Origin of the sequence: Tsukamurella strandjordii, from assembly GCF_039525985.1 — a bacterium.
Taxonomy (GTDB): Bacteria; Actinomycetota; Actinomycetes; order Mycobacteriales; family Mycobacteriaceae; genus Tsukamurella; species Tsukamurella strandjordii.
In genome coordinates, this window is the sequence record NZ_BAAAII010000002.1 from 643,912 (window position 1) to 663,335 (window position 19,424).

Annotated in this window: 24 protein-coding genes; 14 read left to right on the forward strand and 10 right to left on the reverse strand. The window is 72.3% G+C overall.

Translation table 11 applies throughout. The features are described from left to right. Positions 1-31 precede the first annotated feature (31 nt). The gene (locus tag ABD108_RS03850; protein WP_305110083.1) at positions 32-301 is read left to right on the forward strand and encodes a DUF2530 domain-containing protein; all 270 of its coding nucleotides are present in this window, start codon (positions 32-34) and stop codon (positions 299-301) included. Here the strand turns inward: ABD108_RS03850 and ABD108_RS03855 are convergent. Genes ABD108_RS03855 through ABD108_RS03865 form a run of 3 tightly spaced genes read right to left on the reverse strand, consistent with a single transcriptional unit; the run spans position 240 to position 4,118 of the window. Then, a complete protein-coding gene (locus tag ABD108_RS03855) occupies positions 240-854 on the reverse strand; it encodes a phosphatase PAP2 family protein (RefSeq protein ID WP_343929425.1) in 615 nt (204 codons plus the stop codon). The two genes, ABD108_RS03850 and ABD108_RS03855, sit on opposite strands and share 62 nt — an antisense overlap. Further along, entirely contained in the window at positions 851-3,388 is a 2,538-nt protein-coding gene (locus ABD108_RS03860; RefSeq protein WP_343929427.1) for a sacsin N-terminal ATP-binding-like domain-containing protein, read from the reverse strand. The genes ABD108_RS03855 and ABD108_RS03860 overlap by 4 nt, the downstream gene beginning before the upstream one ends. Before the next feature lies 1 nt (position 3,389). Next, positions 3,390-4,118 (reverse strand): DUF3027 domain-containing protein, encoded by a 729-nt coding sequence (locus tag ABD108_RS03865; protein ID WP_220656471.1) that lies wholly within the window; start codon positions 4,116-4,118, stop codon positions 3,390-3,392. An 83-nt stretch (positions 4,119-4,201) separates the two neighbouring features. On the opposite strand from ABD108_RS03865, the gene ABD108_RS03870 reads away from it, so the two are divergent. The 3 genes from ABD108_RS03870 to ABD108_RS03880 are packed head-to-tail and all read left to right on the forward strand — an operon-like array spanning position 4,202 to position 6,645. Continuing rightward, positions 4,202-5,896 (forward strand): MFS transporter, encoded by a 1,695-nt coding sequence (locus tag ABD108_RS03870; RefSeq protein ID WP_220656472.1) that lies wholly within the window; start codon positions 4,202-4,204, stop codon positions 5,894-5,896. Further along, positions 5,897-6,427 carry a DUF2771 family protein gene (locus ABD108_RS03875; RefSeq protein ID WP_343929429.1) on the forward strand — a complete coding sequence of 177 codons (531 nt, stop codon included), beginning with the start codon at positions 5,897-5,899 and terminating at the stop codon, positions 6,425-6,427. Between the two features lie 2 nt (positions 6,428-6,429). Beyond that, positions 6,430-6,645 carry a hypothetical protein gene (locus ABD108_RS03880; protein WP_220656474.1) on the forward strand — a complete coding sequence of 72 codons (216 nt, stop codon included), beginning with the start codon at positions 6,430-6,432 and terminating at the stop codon, positions 6,643-6,645. Here ABD108_RS03880 and ABD108_RS03885 read toward each other — a convergent pair. Beyond that, a complete protein-coding gene (locus tag ABD108_RS03885) occupies positions 6,642-7,058 on the reverse strand; it encodes a cold-shock protein (RefSeq protein ID WP_220656475.1) in 417 nt (138 codons plus the stop codon). The genes ABD108_RS03880 and ABD108_RS03885 overlap by 4 nt on opposite strands. A 76-nt stretch (positions 7,059-7,134) precedes the next feature. Here ABD108_RS03885 and ABD108_RS03890 point away from each other — a divergent pair, with 76 nt between their 5' ends. The 5 genes from ABD108_RS03890 (at position 7,135) to ABD108_RS03910 (ending at position 10,260) form a co-directional block, all read left to right on the forward strand. Then, complete coding sequence (locus ABD108_RS03890; protein WP_220656476.1) at positions 7,135-7,341, forward strand: hypothetical protein; 207 nt, start codon at positions 7,135-7,137, stop codon at positions 7,339-7,341. A gap of 7 nt (positions 7,342-7,348) precedes the next feature. After that, on the forward strand, positions 7,349-8,362 hold the full coding sequence (gene moaA, locus ABD108_RS03895; RefSeq protein WP_343929431.1) for a GTP 3',8-cyclase MoaA: 1,014 nt from the start codon (positions 7,349-7,351) through the stop codon (positions 8,360-8,362). A 3-nt stretch (positions 8,363-8,365) separates the two neighbouring features. Next, positions 8,366-8,605, forward strand: a complete 240-nt coding sequence (locus tag ABD108_RS03900; protein ID WP_220656478.1) for a MoaD/ThiS family protein — start codon at positions 8,366-8,368, stop codon at positions 8,603-8,605. Positions 8,606-8,791: 186 nt separating this feature from the next. Further along, complete coding sequence (locus ABD108_RS03905) at positions 8,792-9,454, forward strand: transglycosylase family protein (protein WP_220658456.1); 663 nt, start codon at positions 8,792-8,794, stop codon at positions 9,452-9,454. A gap of 191 nt (positions 9,455-9,645) precedes the next feature. Continuing rightward, complete coding sequence (locus tag ABD108_RS03910) at positions 9,646-10,260, forward strand: hypothetical protein (RefSeq protein WP_343929433.1); 615 nt, start codon at positions 9,646-9,648, stop codon at positions 10,258-10,260. Here the strand turns inward: ABD108_RS03910 and ABD108_RS03915 are convergent. Genes ABD108_RS03915 through ABD108_RS03935 form a run of 5 tightly spaced genes read right to left on the reverse strand, consistent with a single transcriptional unit; the run spans position 10,257 to position 13,035 of the window. After that, positions 10,257-11,447, reverse strand: a complete 1,191-nt coding sequence (locus ABD108_RS03915) for a glycosyltransferase (protein WP_343929435.1) — start codon at positions 11,445-11,447, stop codon at positions 10,257-10,259. The two genes, ABD108_RS03910 and ABD108_RS03915, sit on opposite strands and share 4 nt — an antisense overlap. Before the next feature lie 37 nt (positions 11,448-11,484). Beyond that, positions 11,485-11,910: a molybdenum cofactor biosynthesis protein MoaE gene (locus ABD108_RS03920; protein WP_220656481.1), complete on the reverse strand. Its 426-nt coding sequence runs from the start codon at positions 11,908-11,910 to the stop codon at positions 11,485-11,487. After that, positions 11,903-12,382: a MogA/MoaB family molybdenum cofactor biosynthesis protein gene (locus ABD108_RS03925; RefSeq protein ID WP_343929437.1), complete on the reverse strand. Its 480-nt coding sequence runs from the start codon at positions 12,380-12,382 to the stop codon at positions 11,903-11,905. The genes ABD108_RS03920 and ABD108_RS03925 overlap by 8 nt, the downstream gene beginning before the upstream one ends. After that, complete coding sequence (gene moaC / locus ABD108_RS03930) at positions 12,375-12,845, reverse strand: cyclic pyranopterin monophosphate synthase MoaC (protein ID WP_220656483.1); 471 nt, start codon at positions 12,843-12,845, stop codon at positions 12,375-12,377. Before moaC ends, ABD108_RS03925 begins: the two co-directional genes overlap by 8 nt. Position 12,846: 1 nt before the next feature. Continuing rightward, a complete protein-coding gene (locus ABD108_RS03935) occupies positions 12,847-13,035 on the reverse strand; it encodes a hypothetical protein (protein ID WP_220656484.1) in 189 nt (62 codons plus the stop codon). A gap of 39 nt (positions 13,036-13,074) precedes the next feature. On the opposite strand from ABD108_RS03935, the gene ABD108_RS03940 reads away from it, so the two are divergent. From ABD108_RS03940 to ABD108_RS03960, 5 genes are all read left to right on the forward strand, one after another. Further along, the gene (locus ABD108_RS03940) at positions 13,075-15,255 is read left to right on the forward strand and encodes a helicase-associated domain-containing protein (RefSeq protein WP_343929439.1); all 2,181 of its coding nucleotides are present in this window, start codon (positions 13,075-13,077) and stop codon (positions 15,253-15,255) included. Positions 15,256-15,282: 27 nt separating this feature from the next. Next, positions 15,283-15,867, forward strand: coding sequence for a TetR/AcrR family transcriptional regulator (locus tag ABD108_RS03945; protein ID WP_343929441.1), 585 nt, complete (start codon positions 15,283-15,285; stop codon positions 15,865-15,867). Further along, a complete protein-coding gene (locus ABD108_RS03950; RefSeq protein ID WP_305110094.1) occupies positions 15,864-16,568 on the forward strand; it encodes a YqeB family protein in 705 nt (234 codons plus the stop codon). Before ABD108_RS03945 ends, ABD108_RS03950 begins: the two co-directional genes overlap by 4 nt. Next, complete coding sequence (locus tag ABD108_RS03955) at positions 16,569-17,198, forward strand: hypothetical protein (RefSeq protein WP_343929443.1); 630 nt, start codon at positions 16,569-16,571, stop codon at positions 17,196-17,198. It abuts the gene before it with no gap. Positions 17,199-17,268: 70 nt separating this feature from the next. Then, a complete protein-coding gene (locus ABD108_RS03960) occupies positions 17,269-18,939 on the forward strand; it encodes a DNA repair helicase XPB (protein WP_220656487.1) in 1,671 nt (556 codons plus the stop codon). Between the two features lie 23 nt (positions 18,940-18,962). Here ABD108_RS03960 and ABD108_RS03965 read toward each other — a convergent pair whose 3' ends face one another. After that, entirely contained in the window at positions 18,963-19,265 is a 303-nt protein-coding gene (locus ABD108_RS03965; RefSeq protein WP_220656488.1) for a hypothetical protein, read from the reverse strand. Positions 19,266-19,424 lie beyond the last annotated feature (159 nt).

Below are 19,424 nucleotides of genomic sequence, written 5' to 3' on the forward strand. Positions count from 1 at the left end.
TTTTGCGCGCATGAACCCCGAGGAGAATGTCATGTCTGTTTCGCCGGGACCCGCCGAAGAAGCGGTCACCCCGCCGGAACTCCCGCGCTCTCTGACCGAACCGCGGCCCGTGGTGATCATCGGCACGGTGCTGTTCGCCATTTCCCTCATCGTGACCCTCGCCGCCCGTGAGACCTTCGGCGACGCCTGGATCACGTGCGCCTGCGGCGTGGGTGTGGGACTGTTCGGCGCGGCGGTGCTCACCGCCCAGCGGCGGGCGGCCCGCCGGGGCGATCGCGGAGCGCAGCGCGGTCTGTCCTGACCGGTACCGCACCCTTCGCGGCGACCGCCTTTCGCGTGGCCAGCAGCCCCAGGGCCACCATCGCCGCACCGATCGACCAGCCGGCCAGCACGTCGGTGAGCCAATGCGCCGCGAGGTACACCCGGCTCAGTCCGATGAGCGCGCTGGCGATCACCGCGACCACGAGCGGCCACCGCCGACCGGTGATCGCCCACGCGGACACCGCGATGCACCCGAGCACCACCGCGGAGTTGAGCGCGTGCCCCGACGGGAAACTCAGCGAGTCGATCTCCACCAACCGGGGCGGGATGCTCGGCCGCTCCCGACCGAAAGCGATCTTGGTGACGAACATCACTCCCCAGGAGAGCAGTGAGGTCGCCGCGCAGTAGGCCGCCCAGACGCGGTGACGAAGCCGGAGCAACACCAGGACCGCGATCGTTGCGATCGCGATCAGCGAGACCGTGTTTCCCACCGTGGTGATCACACGGACCACCGCGGTGAGCGCGTCCGAGCGGATCGACACCACGGCGTCGAGAACGCCGGAGTCCACCGGATTGGGCCACTGATCGGTCATCGTTCCCCTGCCTCCGCGGCGTCGACGTGCAGCACGCCCGCGTCGTCGACCCAGTGCGGCACGGCACGTTCGCCAGAATCCGTCCGGACGGTCAGTCGTTCGTGCACTTCGGTTTCGGGCGCCTCGGGCAGCGCGCCGAGCAGCTGCGCGAGCGTCACGCCCGGGTGCGCACCGCGCGCGAACCGTGCCCCGCGGCCCGTCACGGCCGCCGTGTGCACCTCACCGGTGCACGGCAGGTCGAGGGTGGCCGCGAGCGCCGCGGCCTCCTCGATGCCGCCGAAGACGATGGGAGTGCCCAGGAATCGCAGATGCGGCCGGTCGAGCACCGTCACCGCCTCGGCGGGGACCAGCTCGCCGTCGGCCGTGCGGACCCGCGCGGGCAGGTCCTCGATGTGCCGTCCGGCGAGCGCGCGATAGGCCGCGGCGATCACGCCGGGCGCGGGGGTGCGCCGCGGATCGGCGAGGGCGTCGGCCATCGTCTGGGCGTCGGAATCGCTTCGCACCCCGGCGAACAGGGCGGAGCGCAGACGTCCGGCATCGGGGTGCTCGCAGGGATCCAGCAGACCCGCGAAGGTCGGATCGTCGAGCGAGCGCAGCCGCCCCAGCGGGGTGCGGGTGCGCAGCCACCACGCCGTGTACCCGTCCGGATCGTCGAGCACCCCCGGCAGATCCGCGATCAACGACAGCGCGGGCTCCCAGTGCTCCACCAGGTCGAGATCGCGCACCGCGATCAGCTCGTCCGGCTCGGACCCCAGCGCCGCCCACCAGTCCTCGGCACCGTCGAGCGTGGAATCGGGCCCCTCCGGGTACTCCTCGCGCAGCACGCCGAAGGTCCAGCCGACGCCGATCGCGCGCAGCGCCGCCGCCGGATACCGCGCCGCGAACTCCGGATCGACGGTGCCGTAGGGATGATCGTCGCCGAGGACCGCCCGCAGCGGCGCATCGGCCGTCAGCAGCTCGTCGGCGGGCACGAGCTCACCGGCGGTGTCGGGCACCGGCAGCGCGCCCAGCCACGCCGGACCCACGGCGCCCGTCTCCCCCGCGCACGCCAACACCGCCTCGGTCAGCGCGAGATCGTCGTCGGTGGCGCCGGATTCCCAGTCGATCCGGTCCACCTCGGCACGCAGCGCCGGATCGGCGAGCAGATCGGCGGCGGTCGCGCGGCGCGCCCCCACGCGATCGAGCAGCGGATGCGCGGCCTCGGGATGCACCACCCGGGCCCAGCCGATCCGCGCCAGCGTCGCGGGATCGGTGCGATCGGCCACCACGGTGGCGCCGCGGGCCCCCGTCACCACCCGGCCGTCGGCGAGGGGCACGGGCAGCGCGCCCAGCTCGTCGGCGGGCAGCCGGGCCGCGTCGAGCGCCGCGTACAGCTCCGCGTACCAGGCGGGTTCGCGATCCCGGGGCACGGCATCGGCGAGATCGGCGGCGGTCAGCCCGCGGGCGCCCAGGGCCTCCAACCGCGCGGCGTCCGGCGCGGCCGACAACTCCGGCGGGACCATCGGCAGCGACTCGCACAGCAGCCGGTACAGCTCGTCCGTGAGCCCCGGCAGCACCGCGGCGCGATCGGGCCGCAACCCGCCGGGCAGCCACGGGTACGACCGCAGCTGCTCCTCGATCGCCGCGCGGAGCGCACCGTCCACCGCACCGGCGGGCGGGCGGCGCGGCGGCAGCAGGTCCATCGGATCGGCTTGAGCGGCCACGAATTCGGCGTAACCCTGCGCGGCCCGGGCGATCTCGGCATCGGGATGCAGGTGCCGGCGGTCCGGAGTGGTGGGCAGGTCGGCGATCACCCGCACCGGGAGGGTGAGCGGTTCATCGGTGCGGGTGGGCGAGTGCAGGAACCGCGCATCGGCGCCGCGGACCCAGCGCGCGTGCGGCCCGGTGCCCGTGGGCAGATCCGGCGCGGTGATCCGCTCCCCCGCCACCGTGATCCCGGTGAGCGCGGGCAGGTCCAGCAGCAGATCCCCGGCCTCCGCGGCGAACTCGGCCACCAGTTCCGGTCCGGCGCCGAACAGCACCACCTCGGTGGCGAAACCCTCCCGCGGCGGCACCGCGCACGGGTACGGCAGCCGCATCGTCGCGACCGCGGGCGCACCGGCATCGGCGCGCGAACGGTCCGCGGAGAACTCGATGCCGCCCGCGGTGGAGCGGATCTGCACGTGGTCGGTCACCGTCAGGACCGCGGCGAAACCCACCCCGAACCGTCCGACAGCGGCACCGTCGGACTTGGGCGAGACGCGCAGCGCGGACAGCGACCGCACACCGTCCACCGTGAGCGGGGCACCCGTGTTCGCCACGTGCACGCCGTCCGCATCCAGCCACACCGCCAGCTCGCCGGGGACTCCGGCAGCGGCGGCGGCATCGGCGGCGTTCTGCGCCAGCTCCACCGGCACCCGGTCCCGGTAGCCGACGGTCACCAGATCGCGTTCGACCGCGAGATCCTCGGCGGCGCGCGTGGGCGAGTCCCGCCACGCGGCGAGCACGGCGTCCCGCAGCGCGGCGGTGCCGAAGGGGTCGGCGACGAGGGGCACGCTAGGCCCGCTCGGCGGGCACCTTCTCGACCGCGCCGTCGTCGTACGGCTCGTACGCGGGGCTGCCCTGGCCCGACGGTGCCGGCACGCTCGAATGCGCGCCGCAGCCGTAGTGCGCGTGCACCACGTGCCCGTCGGCCGAGTACTCGTTGCCGCACACGCCGAAGGAGGCGCGCAGCGCCCCGGCCAGCGGCAGGTAGAAGGCGCAGTCGCCGCAGTGGAACCGGGTGGAGCGCGCCATCTCGGAATCGGGGCCGTACGGGCCGAGGGTCCAGCGCTCGGCGGCGTCCAGGCGGCCGACGCGCGTCATCACGCGCTCGAGGTTCACGCCGATCTCGCCCGCCACCGCATCGGCCTCCGGATCACCGGAGAGCAGGTAGCCGGGCTCGATGCGCGGATCGTTCTCCCGCGGGGGCAGCACATCGCCGGGGCTCAGATCGCCCGCGCGGACCCGCTGATCCCACGGCACCCACTCGGGAGCGGTCAGCGAACCGGGGCCGGGCAGCAGCGCCGTCTCGGAGACCGTGAGCTCGCCGCCGGGGGTTCCGGCCAGCACCGCGCACCACTGCCAGCCGCGGTACGCGGGCAGATCGGCCTCGAAGTAATGGGCGACGGCGAACTCGTCCTCGACGACGGTCGCCACGTGCGCGCCCACGGCGGCGCCCTCGTCGGCCTCCAGCGCGGCGCGTGCGAGATCGATCGCGGCGCCGGACTGCAATGCGGAAGTCACACCTCAAGTGTGCCGTATCGATGCACCCGATCGGCACCGGGGGCGGGCGGTGGTGCCGACACCTGTCGGCGGCATACGGAACAATGGGTGGAGTGAGCGGTCATCCGGGGCAGCAGCACTATCCCCCCGACGAGCCCCGGCGACGCCCGGGGCCGGTTCCGCATGCCCACGTGGGCGGCGGACCGTCGGACACCGACGAGGGCCGGACCGGTACCGGCGGCGAGCGCGGACCGTCGCGCCCGCAGTACCGCGCCAACCATCACCTGCCGCCCCTCGACGAGACGCCGAGCCCCGGTGAGCGGCGCGCCGCCGACGAGGAGCGGCGCAAGATGCCGCGCAAGATCACCGTGACCAGGGTCGCGGCCATGCGCAGCCGCGAGATCACCGAGGCCGGCATCGCCAAGTGGCACCGCGCCACCAAGGCCGACGGCGCCGACAAGTCCGGCCTCACCGCACTCACCTACCCCGTGATCCTCAACAACGCGGTCGACGCGGCGCTCATGGTGGCGCTGGCGAACACCCTGTTCTTCGCCGCGGCGCAGGCCGAGTCCAAGTCCAAGGTGGCGCTGTACCTGCTGGTGAACATCGCGCCCTTCGCGATCATCGCGCCCTTCATGGGCCCGCTCATCGACCGCATCCAGCACGGCCGCCGGGTGGCACTGGCCACCTCCTTCGGCATCCGCGTGGGCCTGGCGGTGCTGCTGATCACCAACTGCACCTACGACTCGGTCGCGAACACGGTGAACTTCGATCCGTGGGTGCTCTATCCCGCCGCGCTCGGGATGATGGTGATGAGCAAATCGTTCTCGGTGCTCAAATCCGCGGTCACCCCCCGCGTGCTGCCACCGCAGATCGACCTGGCCCGGGTGAACTCCCGGCTCACGCTGTTCGGCCTGGTCGTGGGCTCCGGCGTGGGCGGCGCCATCGCCGCGGCCGCCGAGTTCGGGCTGGGCCGCTCGCTGCACATCCCCGGCGCGATCGTGGTGCTGATGATCTTCGCGGTCGGCGGCGCGGTGATGTGCATGCGCATCCCCAAGTGGGTCGAGAGCACCGCGGGCGAGGTGCCCACCACGCTGTCGTACACCGACGCCATGCGCCGCGACGACGCCGGCCGCCGGGCCAGCCTGGGCGCGGCCTTCAAGAACCTGCGCGTGCCGCTGGGCCGCAACGTGGTCACCGGAATCTGGGGCAACACCACGATCCGCGTGCTCACCGGCTTCCTCACCCTGTTCATCGCCTTCTACTCCAAGGCCGAGCAGGCCGCCGGTGCGCAGGCCTTCACCGCGCTGGCGATGGTCGGTGCCGTGGGCGCCGCCGCCGGTGTGGGCAACTTCATCGGCAACGGCATCGGCGCCCGCATGCAGCTGCCGAAGCCCGCCCGGGTGGTGGTCCAGGCCACGATCGCCGCCACCATCGGCGCCGTCGTCGCGGCCGTCCTGTCCAACCTCGTGGTGGTCACCGTCATCACGTTCATCGCCTCCGGCGCCTCCGCGATCGGCAAGGTCTCGCTCGATGCGTCGATCCAGGACGATCTGCCCGACGAGTCGCGGGCCTCGGCCTTCGGCCGGTCCGAGACCGCGCTGCAGCTCGGTTGGGTGGGCGGTGCCGCGCTCGGCGTGCTGCTACCGCCTACGCTGTGGATCGGGTTTGCAACCGTAGCGGCGATCATGGCCGTCGGCACGGCGCAGACGGTGCTGACCTACCGGGGCGGATCCCTGATCCCGGGCTTCGGCGGCAAGCGTCCGGAGCACATCCCACCCACGACGAACGGGGACTAGATGATCAAGCCCAGCCGGAACCTGGTGATCGGCGGCGCCGTCTTCCTCGTGGCGGTGGCGGTGCTGTTCGCCTTCACGATCAACGCGGCCGTGAAGAAGAACCAGGAACCCAAGCCGCGCCCCGCGCTGTCGGCGGCCTCGGGCACCGCGCTGATCAAGGTGGCCCCGCTGCAGTACTGCGAGGAGGTGGCACAGCCCAAGTGCGACGCCCCGGCCCGGCCCACCCGGGTCGCCGTCGAGCCCGGCAAGGCCCTCGTGATCTCGTTGCCCGACTACATCACCGACCGTCCCTGGGACGTGACGATCCAGCGCTTCGACACCACCACCGGCAAGGCCAGTCTGGAGACCCGCACGCACGTGCGGCCCACCGAGGCCACGCTGGTGCTCAAGTCGACCGATCAGCTGATCCTCGGCGCCGTCGAGATCCGGGTTCCGTCCACGGTGCAGGACGCCTTCGGCAACCTCGTGGCGCAGGCCGTGTGGGGCATCGACACCCTGCCCGACGGGCTCGTCAGCAAGCAGAACGTGTAGCCGTGGACGAGGCCGAGTGGGTCACCGTCGCGGTCGCCGCGATGCTCTTCCTGCTCCCGATCATCGCCGTGGCCGTAGTGGTCTACCGGAAGAAGAAGGGCCTGTGGCGCGGTGGCGTCCAGCCCTTCCAGGACCCGAACAACCCGGCCCGGCAGTTCAACGACCCGCCGCCGCCCTCACCCGACCGGGCGAACGTGCGGCGGATCGACGAGCTCTAGGAGTCGAGCTCCCGCGCGATCTCGCGCAGCACCTTGGCGATCTGCTCCGAGGCCTTGCGGTCCGGGTAGCGGCCCTTGCGCAGCTCCTGCTGCACGCTGCCGTCCAGCAGCTGGATCATGTCCTCGATCATGCCGTGCAGCTCGTCGGCCGGACGACGGTTCGCCGCCGGGCGACGGGTGCGCTGCGCTGCGCCGCGAGCCACGCTCGGGGCGGGTTCGAGCACCGTGACGGTCAGCGCCTGCGGGCCGCGGCGACCCGCGGCCATGCTGAACTCGACGCGCTGACCCTGCTTGAGTTCCCCGGTCCCGTCGGGCAGCGCGGACGAACGGACGTACACGTCCTCGCCGCCCTCCTGCGACAGGAAGCCGAAACCCTTCTCCGCGTCGTACCACTTGACCTTGCCGGTAGGCACTTTGTCACCTGCTCCTGCGTACTGAACAACAAACGCGCCCCGCGAGGGCGAGGCGCAACTGTTCTAGTCTAGCTGTGTGGGCAAGTGGGAATCGGTTGTGGTGACGGTGGCGGCGATCCTCTTCGCGGTCGGCCTGATCGCGCTGGCCGCCCTGTTCCTCACACCGATGATCGACGGCGGCGTGACCGCCCCGACATGGGTGTACGCGCTCACTCCGCTGGCGCCGATCGGCTTCATCATCGGGATCGTCGGCGTGGTCCTCGGCAACATCGGGAAGGACTGAGGTCGCGATGACGGCATCCACCTCCCCGGGGGCCGGCGACCTCGTCGACCGGTACGGCCGCGTCGCGCGGGACCTGCGGGTCTCGCTCACCGACCGGTGCAATCTGCGCTGCACCTACTGCATGCCGGCCGAGGGCCTGGACTGGCTCGCCTCCGCGCACGTGCTGAGCACCGAGGAGATCCAGCGCCTCATCGGCATCGCCGTGCGCGATCTGGGCATCACCGAGATCCGGTTCACCGGCGGTGAGCCGCTGCTGCGCGCCGATCTCCCGGCGATCGTCGCGCACGCCGCGGCCCTGGCGCCGCGTCCGGAACTGTCGATCACCACCAACGGGCTCTCCCTGGCGCGGCACGCGCAGCGGCTCGCCGAGGCCGGTCTGGACCGGGTGAACGTCTCGCTCGACACCGTCGACCGCGATACCTACGCCCAGGTGACCCGTCGCGACCGCCTCGACGATGCGCTCGCCGGACTGCGCGCCGCGGCCGACGCCGGACTCACCCCGGTGAAGGTGAACGCGGTGCTCGGTCCCGGCCGCATCGGCGATGCGGTGCCGCTGCTGCGGCTGTGCCTGGACGCCGGGTACGAGCTGCGGATCATCGAGCAGATGCCGCTCGACGCCGGGCACACCTGGGAGCGCTCGTCGATGATCACGGCGGAGGACCTGCTGGGCGAGCTCGGCCGCGAGTTCACGCTGACGCCCGACGGTGCGCCCCGCGGCAGCGCGCCCGCGGAGCGGTACCTGGTGAACGGCGGTCCCGCCACCGTCGGGATCATCGCCTCGGTCACGCGGCCCTTCTGCGGCGATTGCGACCGGGTGCGGCTCACGGCCGACGGGCAGATCCGCACCTGCCTGTTCGCGACGGAGGAGACCGATCTGCGGCCGCTGCTGCGCGGGGGCGGCTCGGACGCCGAGATCGCCGACGCGTGGCGCACGGCGATGCTGGGCAAGCAGGCCGGGCACGGCATCGACGATCCGACCTTCCTGCAACCCCCGCGCCCGATGAGCGCGATCGGGGGCTAGAGCGTGCAGATCCGGTACTTCGCCGCCGCCCGCGCGGCGACGGGCCTCGACGAGGAGATCGTGGACGTTCCCGAGGGGGCGTCGGTGGCCGAGGTGGCCGCTCTGTTGGGCAACCGGCATCCGGATCTGGCGGCGGTGCTCACCCGGTGCAGCTTCCTGCTCGACGAGATCGCGGTGCGGGATGTGAATGCGCTGGCGAACGGCGTGATGCTCGACGTACTCCCCCCGTTCGCGGGCGGCTGACAGCCCGAGTGACTTCGATCACACTCATAAATCACGAAGCGGTAACGGTTGGGCAACGGGCAGGATTCTGCTAGCGTCGCGGACGGTCATAGCAGCAGCTCGGACCGGATGAAGCTCCACGGTTTCATCCCGCGTTCGTACCGAACAGATCCTTTGCAGGCACGAGAGATGGGAAAACCCCTCAGCATGTCCGGTCGCCACCGTAAGCAGTCCACCACCGGCCGTACCGCAGCCAAGGTCGCCGCTACCGGCGCCCTCCTGGGCGGTGCCACCCTCGCCTTCTCGGCGCCCGCGGCGAACGCCGCGCCCGATTCCCAGTGGGATCAGGTCGCCAAGTGCGAGTCGGGCGGCAACTGGTCGATCAACACCGGCAACGGCTACCACGGCGGCCTGCAGTTCAGCCCCTCCACCTGGAACTCCTACGGCGGCCAGCAGTACGCGCCCACCGCGAACCAGGCCAGCAAGGCTCAGCAGATCGCGATCGCCGAGAAGGTCCTCGCCGGCCAGGGCAAGGGCGCTTGGCCGTCCTGCGGCCGTGGCCTCGGCGCCTCGACGCCGCGCACCGTCCCGACCGAGGTGCCCACCAAGCCCGCCGCGCAGAAGCCCGCCGTCGCGAAGCCCGCCCTCGGCAAGCCCGCGCAGAAGCCGGCGCAGCCCGTCGAGCAGAAGCCGGCCGCGCAGAAGCCCGCCGCACAGGCCCCCGCCGCCCAGAAGCCGGCCGTCAAGCCCGGCCAGTCGGTGAACTCGCAGTACATCCAGCAGGTCATCTCGCAGGCGCAGAGCGGTGGCCAGCAGGTCGATCCCGCCGTGCTGGCGATGCTGCAGCAGGCTGCGGCCAAGGGTTACTGACCCCCACGCACTCCACGATCCGAACGGGTCGACGGCTTCGGCCGTCGGCCCGTTCGGCGTTTCGGGGCCGGGACGATCCGCCTCGGACCGAGCCGGACATACCGGTACATCCTTTGCGATCCCACACGGTCTGCTACCGTGCCAACGGCCGCACTCGCGGCCGTTCGACCTGCACGAGAAGAGACCTCCCGATGATCGCTCGCTCCGCCACCGGACTCGCCGCGCTCGGCGCCCTCCTCGGGGGCCTCGGCATGGCCCTCGTCGCGCCCGCCGCGTCGGCCTCGCCCACCACCTCGCCGGTGCCCAGCACACCCGCGAAGCCGGCCCCGGTCCCGGGCGTCCCCGGCATCGATGAGAACGACATCAAGAAGCTCGCCCCCGGCGTGAACCCGCCGTCGGCGAACCGTCCCGCCGCCCCCGGTGTGGCACCGGCCCGTCCGGCGGCCCCCGGCGCACCCGCCCGCCCGGCCGCACCGGGCGGCACCGTCGAGGTCCCCGGCCTCGGCGCGGTCGCCGTGCCCGGTGGGCTCGGCATCGGCGCCGCCGGCCTCCCCGGCGTGGGCGTGCCCGGCATCGCGGGCGTCCCCGGCGCGGGCACCCCGGCACCGTCGAACCCGCGCGTGGAGAACCCGCAGGCGAACGTGCCGGCCCGCCCGTCGAACCCCGGCCCCACCGTGCCGGACGGTGCGCTCGGCATCCCGGTGATCCCCGGACATCTCGGGGTGCCCCTGTTCACGCCGCGGCCGTGCGATCCGGCGCGCGTGACCACGTGCCCGGACACCAAGCCCGCGGACACCCGCCGCTAGTCGCTCCGGCCGAGGATCTGCGGGAGCTGCTCGGGGAAGGTCGTGAGGTCGGGCAGCGCCCGGCTGCGGCGGGCGAACCGGCGGGCGTTGCGGCCGTACCCCGGGTCGGCGAGCACCTTCTCGACGGCGGCGGCCACCTCGCCCGCGGTCACCGTCTGCGGGTCGAGGGTGATGCCCGCGCCCAGCGCTTCGGCCTGCGCGCTGTTGGGCGGGTGATCGCCGAACAGCGGCAGTAGCACCATCGGCACGCCCGCCTGCAGCGATTCCCGCACGCTGTTGAAGCCGCCGTGGGTCACGAAGACGTCGCAGGTGGGCAGGACGGTCTGCTGGTCGACGAAATCGGTGAGGATCACGTTCGCGGGCGGGTCCGGGATCTCGGCGCCGCCGGTGGCGACGATCGCGGAGACGTCCAGCGTGCCCAGCCCGGTGACGATGCTGCCGAGCAGGCCGCCGTTCACCCCGAGCGCGGGCGCGACCGAGCCGAGGCTCGCCAGCACCAGCGGACGATCCGCGGGGAGGTCGGCGATCCGCGGGTCGAGCGGGGCGTGGCTCCGGGGGCCCGGCCGGAAGCAGTGCAGTCCGGGCACGCGGTGGCTCGGCGGGTAGAAGTCGAGCGGGGTCTGGGCGATCCGGTTCCCGTCCGTCACGGACTCGACGGGCGGCAGACCGTGCAGTCCGCGCACCTCGTTCACGACCGCCATCACCTCGGGCGCGTCGGACTCGAACATCGGTGCCACGTCCAGGTCCAGGCGGGGGCATCCGAGTCGCTCCGCCACGAGGTAGCCGCCGAACTCGGTGTTGTCGCGCACGATGAGGTCGGGGACGGCACCATCGACTTCCTCCAGGAGGACGGTGGCCAGACGGTGCCCCAGGACCCCGACGAAGGCGCGCGCGGCGCCCTGTGGCGCGGCGCTGAAGCCCTGGAACGGGTACGGGGTGACCGGGGGCCGGTAGTCCGCCACCGAGAACTCCTCGGCCCGCAGCGCGGGATCGGTGGCGATCTGCGCCATCGTCGGGACGCCGTCGAGCGGGAGGACGTCGAGGCCGTAGCCGGTGACGAGGTCGGCGCCGTCGGCGGGGACGGCCACCGTCATCTCGTGTCCGGCGGCGCGCAGCGCGGCGGCCGCGGGGAGGACGAACGGGACGAGGTGGGAGTATCCGGCGATTCCCGTGACCAGTATCTTCACATTGCTAACTATAGGTGAGATCGGTCGGCCGGGTCCGTCAGGCGCTGCCCACCCATTCGTCGGTGCCGTCGGCGAAGATCTGGTGCTTCCACACGGGCAGCGCCTCCTTGACCGCGTCCACCAGGCGCGCGCAGGTGGCGAAGGCTGCGCCGCGGTGATCGGCGGAAACGGCCACCACGAGGGCGGCGTCGCCGATGGCCAGCGGGCCCACGCGGTGCGAAACGGCGACGGCGCGCACTCCCTGTGCGGCGGCGGCCTCGCGGGCCACGACCTCGGCGAGGACGCGGGCGGCGGTGGGGTGCGCGGAGTATTCGAGCCGGGTGACGCCGCGCCCGCCGTCGTGATCGCGGACGGCGCCGATGAAGCCGACGACCGCGCCGGCTTCGGCGCGGATCACGGCGGCCTCGTGCGCGGCCAGGTCGATCGGTTCCTCGGTGACCTGCGCGAGCACCACATCAGCCATGGTCGCCGCCACGGATCTGGTCGAGCGCGTGGTCGAGCACACCGTCGAGCACGCCGAGCCCGTCGCGGACGCCGCCGGTGGATCCGGGCAGGTTCACCACGAGCGAGGCCCCGGCGATGCCCGCGAGGCCGCGGCTGAGCACCGCGGTGGGAACGTCCGGGAGCCCGGCGTTGCGGATCGCGTCGGCGAGGCCGGGGATTTCGCGGTCCAGTTCGGGGCGGGTCTGCTCGGGGGTGCGGTCGGTGGGGGTGAGTCCGGTGCCGCCGGTGGTGAGGATCACGGCGTCGCGGCGCCGGATGGCGGAGCGGATCGCGGAGCCCACCTCGCGGCCGTCGGGCACCACGACGGGGCCGGTCACGGTGAAGCCGCGGTCGGTGAGCCAGGCGGCGATGAGCGGTCCGGTGCGGTCCTCGCGCTCGCCGGCGGCCGAGCGGGTGGAGGCCACCACGACGGTCGCGGCGCGGTCAGTCATCGCGCGACCACGGGCCGGTCTTGCCGCCCTCCTTGGTGAGGACGCGGATGTCGGTGAGGACGGCGGCGGGGTCGATCGCCTTGACCATGTCGTGCAGGGTGAGTCCGGCGACGGCGACGGCGGTCAGCGCCTCCATCTCGACGCCGGTGCGCCCGGTGCACCGGACGGTGGCGGTGATGGCGATCTCGGCGTCGCCCGGTTCGAGGTCCACCTGCACTCCGGAGACGGGCAGCGGATGGCACAGCGGCACCAGGTCGGGGGTGCGCTTGACGCCCATGATGCCCGCGATGCGGGCGGTGGCGAGCACATCGCCCTTGGCCACCGCGTTCGCGGCGATCTTCTCGATCACCTCGGCGGTGGTGCGGAAGACGCCGGCCGCCACCGCGGTGCGCGCGGTGACGTCCTTGCCGGTCACATCGACCATCCGGGCGGCGCCCGTGTGATCGACGTGCGTCAGGTCCACGTCAGCGATTGATGCGGGTGTTCGGGTGCACGTAGGGGATGTGCGCCTCGGGGAACTGCACATCACCGAAGGGCGAGAGCGCGCCGACCAGCGGGGCGGCGAACTCGGACACCGCGTGGTCGCCTTCTGCGGCGGGCCAGCCGTTGTCGACGTAGCCGGCCTTCTTCTTGTCGTTCGTGGTCTCAGACACGTCGCTATTCTGACATGCCCCGGCCTCTAGGCTGTATCGGTGAGCAGTAAAGCGTCCGGGGCGGCCCCGGCGGCCGTCCTCGCGGAGTGGCTGCGCAGCCGCGACGATGCGTGGATCGCGGCACTTCTGGATGCGCGGCGCGATGTCGCGACGCCGATTCCGGCGGGTTTCGGGGTGCTGGCCACCCGCCTCCTCAGTCCCGCCTCGCTCGGCCGGGTGGCCGAGCGGCTGACCCTGCTCGATCTGGCCGTGCTGGAGCTGGTGCTCGCGGACGGCGGCACCGTCGATTCGGTGGCGCGGGCGCTGCGCGGCCGGGCCCTGAAGAAGCAGGTCAGTGCGTCGGTCGCCGCACTCATCGACCTCGCGCTGGTCTGGGGCGAGTCCGACCTGCGCACGGTTTCCGCGGTGCGCGAGGCGATGCCCTGGCGGATGCCGCAGCTCACCGTCGACGCGCCGGACCGGGCGGAGCTCCCCGAGCCCGGGAGCGAGGAGCGCGGGCTGCTCGATCGGCTGGCCGAGGGGTCGCCGCTGGGCCGGACCGCGGCGGCGGCGCCCGGCACCTCGCCCGAGCATCCCGTGCAGCGATTGTTGGCCGCGGGTCTGCTCACGCGGGTCGATCATCAGACGGTCGAGCTGCCCTGGGAGGTGCGGGCGCGGTTGCGGGGCGAGCTGCCGCTGGGTGATTCGCTCAAGCGGCCCGTGCCGGACGGTGCGCCGGTCCCCGGGCTCGACGGTGCCGGGGCGGTCGCGGCGCTGGAGCTGCTGCGGCACGCCGACGATCTCTTGGCGGTGTTGGGACAGGCCCCGGCGGCGCGGGTGAAGGCGGGCGGCATCGGGATCCGGGAGTTGCGGCGGGTGGCGAAGGCCGCCGATCTGCCCGAGGAGCGGGCGGCGTTGCTGTTGGAGGTGCTGGCGGCCGCGGGACTGATCGCGGAGGGCGAGCTGGCGGACAGTGAGGATTCGGTGTTCGCGCCCACGGTGACCGTGGACGAGTGGTCGCGGGCGGAGCCGGCGGACCGCTGGGCGGTGTTGGCGCGCACCTGGCTGGAGCTGCGGCGGCAGCCGGCCCTGATCGGCTCCCGGGGCGAGGACGGGATCGTGGGGCCGCTGCACCGGGCGGCGCGCAGTTCGGTGGCCCCGCAGGACCGCCGGGCGGTGTTGGAGGCGTTGGCGACCGCGCCCGCGGGGGTGGCCCCTCCCCTGCCGGAGCTGCACGCGGCGGCGCGGTACGCGCATCCGTCCTGGTACCGGCGGCTCACGCTGGAGGCGATCGCGGGGATCGTCGAGCAGGCGCAGACGGTGGGCCTGGTGGCGGGTGGTGCGCTGACGGCGGCGGGCCGGGCGGCGCTCGCGGAATCGGAGCTGGAGTCGGCGATGGCGGCGGCGCTTCCGGCGCCGGTCGAGGAGTTCCTGTTGCAGGCCGATCTGACACTCACCATCCCGGGGCCCACGACGCACGGTTTCGCGGAGTCGGTGGCGCTGGTGGCGGATCTGGAGTCGGCGGGCGGGGCGGCGGTGTACCGGGTGACGGATGCCTCGGTGCGCCGGGCGCTCGATGCGGGGCGGACTGCGGCGGAGGTGCACGCCTTCTTCGTGGCGCATTCGGTGACGCCGGTGCCGCAGGGCCTGACCTATCTGGTCGACGATGTGGCGCGGCGGCACGGTGCGCTGCGGGCGGGGATGGCGGCGTCGTTCCTGCGGTCGGACGATCCGGCGCTGATCGCGGCCGTGCTGGCCTCGCCGGCGGCGCAGGCCCTGGCGCTGCGGTCGGTGGCCCCGACGGTGCTGGTGTGCCAGGCCCCGCTGGCGGAGTTGGTGGCGGGCCTGTCGGCGGCGGGTTTCGCTGCGGCGGCGGAGGATTCGCGGGGCGTGGTGGTGGACCTGCGGCCGAGCGCGATCCGGTTGCCGATGCCGCGGCCGCGACCGCCGGCGGCGCAGGCCACGCTGGAGCAGTTGGCGGAGGCGGCGGAGCAGATCCGCCGGCAGGACTCCCCCGCGGGTGAGCCGCGGACCACGGGGCCCGAGTTGATGGCGTTGTTGCAGTCCGCCGCGGGCGAGGGCCGGCCGGTGCGGCTGGGGTACGTGGATGCGAACGGGGTGTACACCCGGCACGTGGTGGTGCCCGAGTCGGTGCGGCACGGGCAGCTCGCCGCGCTCGACGGTGACGCGCCGCGCCGGTTCGCCCTGCATCGCGTGACCACCGCCGAATTCATTGACTGACCAATCAGTTATTGGTTAACCTGGGGCATGGCCCGCACCGTCGACCCCGAACTCACCGCTCGCCGCCGTGCCGCGATCCTGGAGGCCGCGGCCGCGGAATTCGCCGCCGCCGGCTTCGAGCGCGCCCGCGCCACCGATATCGCGGCCCGCGCCGGGGTCAGCTCGGGCACCGTCTTCTACTACTTCACCGATAAGGCCACACTCTTCCGCGCCCTGTTCGGCACCGATATCGAGCGGAACGAGGAACTGCGCGATCGCGCCCTCGCGGCATCCGACCCGGCCGAGGGCGTGCGCCTCGTGCTCGACACCCTCGCCGCCACGGCCACCGATCCGGTGGCGCCCGGGCTCATGGCCGAGCTGATCCGCCGCATCGCCGCCGACCCCGAGCTGGCCGAGATCGTGGCCACCTCGGACGGGATCGCCCGCGGCACGCTCGCCGAGCTGATCGCCCGCGGTCAGGAGTCCGGCGTCGTCGATCCCGCACTCGATCCGGCGCACGCGGCGATGTTCCTGATCTCCCTCACCGACGGTGCGCACCTCGCCGACGGCGATGTCCGGCCGGACGTGCGGCGGGCCGCCTTCGCCTACCTCGCACCGGAAGGATCGTCATGACCACGACCGCCTCCCCCGCCGGCATCCGCATCGGGCTACCGCGCACCCTGCAGGCAGCGGTCGTCGTCACCACCACCGCGGCCGGAGCCGCCCTCGGCCTGGTGGTGCGCGGGCTGGTCGGCTGGCTGGAGCGCACCGTCGACGGTTCGCCCGGCCCGCTGCGGATCGCCGCGCAGCTCCCCACCGGCGTCGCCGTCGGCGCGCTCGCGGTGCTCGGCCTGATCGGCGGTGTCGTGCTCGTCGGCATGTGGCAGCACGAGGTCGCGCGGCTCACGGTGGCCCGGGACCACCTGGAGGTCGAGGCCGGTGGGCACCGCCGATGGATCGAATCCGGCGAGGTGGGTGAGGCCTTCCTCGGCCGGGGCGGCGAGCTCACGATCCTGGACCGAGGGGGCGGCCTGCTCGCGGCGGCGAGCACCGACGGGGTGCCGAGGGCCCGGATCGCGCAGGCCCTCACCGAGGCGGGCTATCCGTGGCGCGGCGACGCCGACCCGTACGAATCCGAGTACGTGCGCTTCGTGCAGGGCCGCGGCGATGCGGAGCCCGAGGTCGAGGAATTGCTGCGCGAGCGGGCGGTGGCCCGCGCGGAGAAGCGCGGACCCACCGCCCGCGACCTGCGGCTGCGGCTCGGTGAGCGGGGCGTGGTGGTGCGCGACCGCGGCGATGAGCAGGAGTTCCGTCTCGCGCGGCACAATGGATAGATGACCGACGGACGGAATCGGCAAGCGATTGGCCGCAGCCGCGTAGCACTGTTCCTGGTAATCCTGGCGGTCTATGCCTGTGCGGTAGCCCTAATCCTGTTCGGCGCGAGCGCGCTTTGCATTGAGCCGGCCTGGGCATCATCCTTCGCTACTGCACTGGCGGTAGGGGTCGCGCTTCTGGGCACGTTCGAAACCAATCGCCGTGCTGCAGACGAAACGCGCCTGAAGAAGGGAAGCGAGGCGATCGTCGAAATCGCTCTGCACGAGTCGTCATTCAACCGTCTTCGCCGGGCACACCTGCCCAACAACCTCCCAGTGAACACGACCTTCCGAGCGGAGCACGCTAAAGCCATCGACGAGTTCAAGTTGGCGTGGTCGCGGGCCGGGAACGCTGCGGGCACGTGGAAGAACTCATTCTTCGCTGGCGAGTTCCTGTCCAAGCTCGTTTCGCTCGAGGAGTCCGCCGAACATGTCCGGGATGCGATGGCAGAGGTAGTAGCGGCGCTTCGTTCTGGCACCCAAGCAAACTACGACAAGGCAGTCGCCGATCTCGATGAGATCGTGGAGACCCATATAGCGGACCGCAAGACCTGCGAAGACTCGATTAGGCGCTTGTTCGGCCCTCGCTAGTCGATGGTGCGGCGACCCGCATGGCCGCGGCGATAAGCAGGAGTTCCGTCTCGCGCGGCACAATGGATAGATGACCGACGGACCCCTCATCGTCCAGTCCGATAAGACCCTCCTGCTGGAGGTGGACCACGAGCAGGCCGATGCGGCGCGGGCCGCGATCGCGCCCTTCGCCGAGTTGGAGCGCGCTCCGGAGCACGTGCACACCTACCGGGTGACGCCGCTGGCGCTGTGGAACGCGCGGGCCGCGGGGCACGATGCCGAGCAGGTGGTGGACGCCCTGGTCACCTTCTCGCGGTATCCGGTGCCGCAGCCGCTGCTGGTGGACGTGGTCGACACCATGAGCCGATACGGGCGGCTGCAGCTGGTGAAGAGCCCGGTGCACGGGCTCACCCTGGTCTCGCTGGACCGCGCAGTGCTGGAGGAGGTGCTGCGGCACAAGAAGATCGCGCCCATGGTGGGTGCCCGGATCGACGACGACACCGTGGTGGTGCACCCGTCGGAGCGCGGCCACCTCAAGCAGTTGCTGCTCAAGGTGGGCTGGCCGGCGGAGGATCTCGCGGGTTACGTGGACGGCGAATCGCATCCGATCGCGCTGGACACGGAGACCGACCCGTGGGAGCTGCGCGATTACCAGAAGATCGCCGCGGATTCGTTCTGGCTGGGCGGTTCCGGTGTCGTGGTGCTGCCCTGCGGTGCGGGCAAGACGATGGTGGGCGCCGCCGCGATGGCCCGTGCGCAGGCCACCACGCTGATCCTGGTGACCAACACCGTGGCCGGGCGGCAGTGGAAGCGCGAGCTCCTGGCGCGCACGTCCCTCACCGAGGAGGAGATCGGCGAGTACTCGGGCGAGAAGAAGGAGATCCGCCCCGTCACCATCGCCACCTATCAGGTGCTCACCCGGAAGTCGAAGGGCGAGTACAAGAACCTCGACCTGTTCGATTCCCGGGACTGGGGCCTGATGATCTACGACGAGGTGCACCTCCTGCCCGCACCGGTCTTCCGGATGACGGCGGATCTGCAGTCCCGGCGCCGACTGGGCCTGACCGCCACGCTGGTGCGCGAGGACGGCCGCGAGGGCGATGTCTTCTCCCTGATCGGGCCGAAGCGTTACGACGCGCCGTGGAAGGACATCGAGGCGCAGGGCTGGATCGCCCCGGCCGATTGCGTGGAGGTGCGCGTGACGCTCACCGAGAACCAGCGCATGCAGTACGCCACCGCCGAGCCCGAAGAGCGGTACAAGCTGGCCTCGACGGCGCCCGCCAAATCGGCCGTGGTGAAGTCGATCCTGGAGCGCCACAAGGGCGCTCAGACGCTGGTGATCGGCGCGTACATCGATCAGCTGGAGGAGCTGGGCGCCGCACTGGACGCGCCGGTGATCCAGGGTTCCACGAAGACCCGCGAGCGCGAGGCGCTCTTCGACGCCTTCCGGCGCGGCGAGATCTCCACGCTGGTGGTGAGCAAGGTGGCGAACTTCTCGATCGATCTGCCGGAGGCGTCGGTGGCCGTGCAGGTCTCGGGCACGTTCGGTTCCCGCCAGGAGGAGGCGCAGCGCCTCGGCCGGCTGCTGCGACCCAAGCACGACGGTGGCACCGCCCACTTCTACTCGGTGGTCTCGCGTGACACCCTGGACGCCGAGTACGCCGCGCACCGTCAGCGCTTCCTGGCCGAGCAGGGCTACGCCTACCGCATCGTGGACGCCGACGATCTGCTCGGCCCCGCGATCGGCGAGACCGCCGACTGACCAGGCGGATCGGCGGCTCCGCGTTAGAGCCCGCGATCGGCGAGGTCGGGGTTCTCCGGATCGATCCGGACGGGGTGCACCGCAGCGTCGAAGGGCCGGCACGGGCACCAGCCGCCGCGGGTGACGGGCGTGCGCGCACGGTCGGCGAGCACGGTGCCGTGCAGAGTGCCGTCGGCGCCCCAGTGCAGGACGTCGTGCGTCCAGGGCTCCATCAGGATGTGATGCCGTTCGAGCATCTCGACGTGCGTGCGCCGGTACTCGCCGAAGCTGCGTGCCGCGGCGCGCAGCAGTTCGCCCGCGCTCGTGATCCAGTCCTGGAATCCCATGACACTCGCCCCTTTCCGATGCGCACCGCGTGATCCGAATCGATCTTCGGACATTCGAATCGATAGGTCCATCGAGTATTTCTACCGCCATTCGGTGTGTTCGCTTAACAATCGCCGCGAGCGCCGCGACCAGCGAGAGAGCCTCGCGAATGCCATTGC

Bases quoted from the DNA above. Each gene is read 5' to 3' on its own strand.
- ABD108_RS03850 (WP_305110083.1), top strand. From the start codon at position 32: ATGTCTGTTTCGCCGGGACCCGCCGAAGAAGCGGTCACCCCGCCGGAA.
- ABD108_RS03855 (WP_343929425.1), bottom strand. From the start codon at position 854: ATGACCGATCAGTGGCCCAATCCGGTGGACTCCGGCGTTCTCGACGCC.
- ABD108_RS03870 (WP_220656472.1), top strand. From the start codon at position 4,202: ATGGGTGGAGTGAGCGGTCATCCGGGGCAGCAGCACTATCCCCCCGAC.
- ABD108_RS03875 (WP_343929429.1), top strand. From the start codon at position 5,897: ATGATCAAGCCCAGCCGGAACCTGGTGATCGGCGGCGCCGTCTTCCTC.
- moaA (WP_343929431.1), top strand. From the start codon at position 7,349: ATGACGGCATCCACCTCCCCGGGGGCCGGCGACCTCGTCGACCGGTAC.
- ABD108_RS03905 (WP_220658456.1), top strand. From the start codon at position 8,792: ATGTCCGGTCGCCACCGTAAGCAGTCCACCACCGGCCGTACCGCAGCC.
- ABD108_RS03910 (WP_343929433.1), top strand. From the start codon at position 9,646: ATGATCGCTCGCTCCGCCACCGGACTCGCCGCGCTCGGCGCCCTCCTC.
- ABD108_RS03920 (WP_220656481.1), bottom strand. From the start codon at position 11,910: ATGGCTGATGTGGTGCTCGCGCAGGTCACCGAGGAACCGATCGACCTG.
- ABD108_RS03925 (WP_343929437.1), bottom strand. From the start codon at position 12,382: ATGACTGACCGCGCCGCGACCGTCGTGGTGGCCTCCACCCGCTCGGCC.
- ABD108_RS03945 (WP_343929441.1), top strand. From the start codon at position 15,283: ATGGCCCGCACCGTCGACCCCGAACTCACCGCTCGCCGCCGTGCCGCG.
- ABD108_RS03950 (WP_305110094.1), top strand. From the start codon at position 15,864: ATGACCACGACCGCCTCCCCCGCCGGCATCCGCATCGGGCTACCGCGC.
- ABD108_RS03955 (WP_343929443.1), top strand. From the start codon at position 16,569: ATGACCGACGGACGGAATCGGCAAGCGATTGGCCGCAGCCGCGTAGCA.
- ABD108_RS03960 (WP_220656487.1), top strand. From the start codon at position 17,269: ATGACCGACGGACCCCTCATCGTCCAGTCCGATAAGACCCTCCTGCTG.
- ABD108_RS03965 (WP_220656488.1), bottom strand. From the start codon at position 19,265: ATGGGATTCCAGGACTGGATCACGAGCGCGGGCGAACTGCTGCGCGCC.